Genomic DNA, 2,519 nt, shown 5'->3' with positions numbered 1-2,519 from the left:
GGGATGAACATCAAAACCCGGCGGTGACGGGTTCTGCAGCCACGGGGGCAGCGGCGGATGGTCAAGCACAGTCGGCGGTATCGCCACCGGCGGGTGATTGGTATCTGTCGGGGGAACCACGACAGGAGGATGATTCAAGGTTGGAGGCAGATTCGGCGGTTGGCTGATGATGGGAGCTGATCCTGGACCGGTCCCTGGGCGGACCGGCGGGAGGGGCGGCGGATGATCAGGATTAATGTCGAGGGACTCATTGACACTAGCCCGACTGCGAGTTGAGCCCTCAATGATCGCTTTGTAAAGATCATCGCCAGTAAGCCCGCGAGCCTGATGCCTGGCCACGATCTGGTCCCAAGTCAGATTGGGCTCGTTCTTATTCAGTTGATCGGCAAGCCCGCGGTTGCTCATGAGGTCCCGGGCCCATGCCCGTAGCCCATTGCGTTGCGCAAACATGATTTTCGCGCGTTCTTCAGCGCTTACTCCCTGGCTAGCGAGCGTGTCGTTAAGTTGACGCATCCGCAGCTCTCCTTGGGCATATACCACCCGAGCCTCTTCATCAGACAACGAACCCGGGTTGTAGTTAGGCAGGCCGAGCTTGCCGACAGGATCTGGGACCTCACCAGTAGATGGATTATTGGGATTAGGTGGCGGTGCGGGGTCTCGCTTCCAGGTTCTGTCGACGGGGTGGGCCTGCTTGCGGTCGTTGTCGCCGACAACTCTGTCGTCCGGGATGGCTTTTGGCTCGTCGAAGGTGAAGGTCTCCAGCCCGGAGAGCGCTTCATCCATCTTCTGAGCGTTGTCGCGGTCATGTTCGACCATCGCCGCGACCCGGTGCCGGATGAAGGTGCGGTGCTGTTGAGCTTCCGCCAGGCGTTTGACGTACTCGGCGTCGTTGGCGACCGTGCCGGTGTAGCTGACGGTGTAGTGCGGCCCGACCGAAAACCCCGCCTCGCGCACCTCGCGCACCGCATCCAGCACCGTGTGGCGGCTGGCGGTCATCTGCTCGAAGGCGGCCACGCACACCTTCTCACCCGCACGTAAGGGGTCGACCGCGCCGACGCTCACCCGCTGCAAGTCGCGCTGGCGGGCGTCCAGGTCGGCGCGCTGGGCTTGTCCCGTCCATTCGGTGCCGCCGGGGTGCTGCGCGGCGTCGCGGGCCGCGGTGAAGGTGCGCCCCAGCCAGTCGGCGGCGCGACGAAAATAGTCCGCGGAGTCCAAGTAGTGCTGGAAGCTGGCGGACTCCACCTCCGGCAGCGACGGCAGCTCGGGTGGCTCCGCGAGCATCAGAGTGTCTCGGATTCGCCCACCGCGCGCAGCTGGGCCGCCGATACGGCTTCGTTGCTCTCGAAACCCTCCGCGGTGTGGGTGAGGCCCTCCGTAATGCAGCGCTGGCGGGTGCTGCCCGCTGTCAGGGCTTGGGCGGTGGCGGCGCGGTATCGGTTGGACCGCCCGGCGGCGGATTGCCAGGTCGACACCGCCGGGTCCAACGGGGGTGTGACCGCGGACAACGCGGCTGCTCTCCCCGCGGACTGGGCGGCTTCCACGCGCAGACCGGCGGGGTCGACCTTCAGTGAGCTCACGGTGAGCATGCCCGGATTGTAGTGGTCGTAAATATCCGAGGGAACGGCTGGCGGGGCAGGTGGCAATGCGACCAACCCCTGGGAACCAGGCGAACGGGCGGGACCGTTCGTGCTCAGTGCCCGTGACGACACTGAACTGCACCGTATCGGGCGGCCGTCCGGCGATCTCGAACGGGGTGAATCCGATCTGATCTGACGGACCACAGGATCGCCGAGCGCGACAGTCCACTCGGAGGGAACCTGCTCACCGGCCGGGACCAGGAACGGTATGTTGAGCTCCTCGCGCCCGAAGAACCTCGTCAGGAGTCCATCCGGTGGCGTCGGCGCCGTGGTGACATCGATCCCCAACCGCAGCGGACGCGTCGCAGGACGAAGCGGGAACAGCGGGGGATGTTTCTCGTCGTCGGTGATCGGCGGACGCACGTACCGCAGGAATCGCCGGTTGGGGTGCCCACTGGGGATGATTATCGTCACGGCGCGATCGTCTCACCGAGGGCCGACTCGTCAGACTGAATTCCCAACCGGGCCGAACTGAGCCGGCCGCAGCGCGCCGACGCCGACGGGCGCAAATTCTGGCACCCGCGATTGCACGCGCCGTGAAGATCCATGACCGTATGCGGCGACCGGAGGCTGCCACGGTATTAAAGTCCGCGAATATGGTCATCGCAGGTGCCTGCAGACACGACCAGGGAGGTTGCCGTGGCACTGAAGAAATCGGACCTCTATTCATCGCTGTGGGCAAGTTGCGACCAGCTTCGTGGCGGCATGGATGCCAGCCAGTACAAGGACTACATCCTGACGCTGCTGTTCGTGAAGTACGTGTCCGACAAGGCCAAGAGCGACGCGAACAGCCTCATCGAGGTACCGGCTGGTGGCTCCTTCGACGACATGCTCGCCGCCAAAGGCGACAAAGAGATCGGTGACCGCTTCAACAAGATCATC

At 64.4% G+C, this 2,519-nt stretch carries 3 protein-coding genes; 1 reads left to right on the top strand and 2 read right to left on the bottom strand.

Features of this window, described 5'->3' with window-relative positions:
- The coding region (locus F6Q13_RS16485) for a hypothetical protein (protein ID WP_293058815.1) at positions 1 to 1,281 on the bottom strand (1,281 nt) is incomplete at its 3' end.
- On the bottom strand, positions 1,281 to 1,586 hold the full coding sequence (locus F6Q13_RS16480; protein WP_293058812.1) for a hypothetical protein: 306 nt from the start codon (positions 1,584 to 1,586) through the stop codon (positions 1,281 to 1,283). The genes F6Q13_RS16485 and F6Q13_RS16480, both read right to left, overlap by 1 nt.
- A 690-nt stretch (positions 1,587 to 2,276) precedes the next feature.
- Here F6Q13_RS16480 and F6Q13_RS16475 point away from each other — a divergent pair.
- On the top strand, positions 2,277 to 2,519 hold a 243-nt coding region (locus tag F6Q13_RS16475; protein ID WP_293058809.1), incomplete at its 3' end, for a type I restriction-modification system subunit M N-terminal domain-containing protein.

This window comes from Mycobacterium sp. (genome assembly GCF_008709575.1).
In the GTDB taxonomy this organism is placed as follows: Bacteria; Actinomycetota; Actinomycetes; order Mycobacteriales; family Mycobacteriaceae; genus Mycobacterium.
This window is presented reverse-complemented; position numbering and strand designations above follow the sequence as displayed.

Bases quoted from the DNA above. Each gene is read 5' to 3' on its own strand.
- F6Q13_RS16480 (WP_293058812.1), bottom strand. From the start codon at position 1,586: ATGCTCACCGTGAGCTCACTGAAGGTCGACCCCGCCGGTCTGCGCGTG.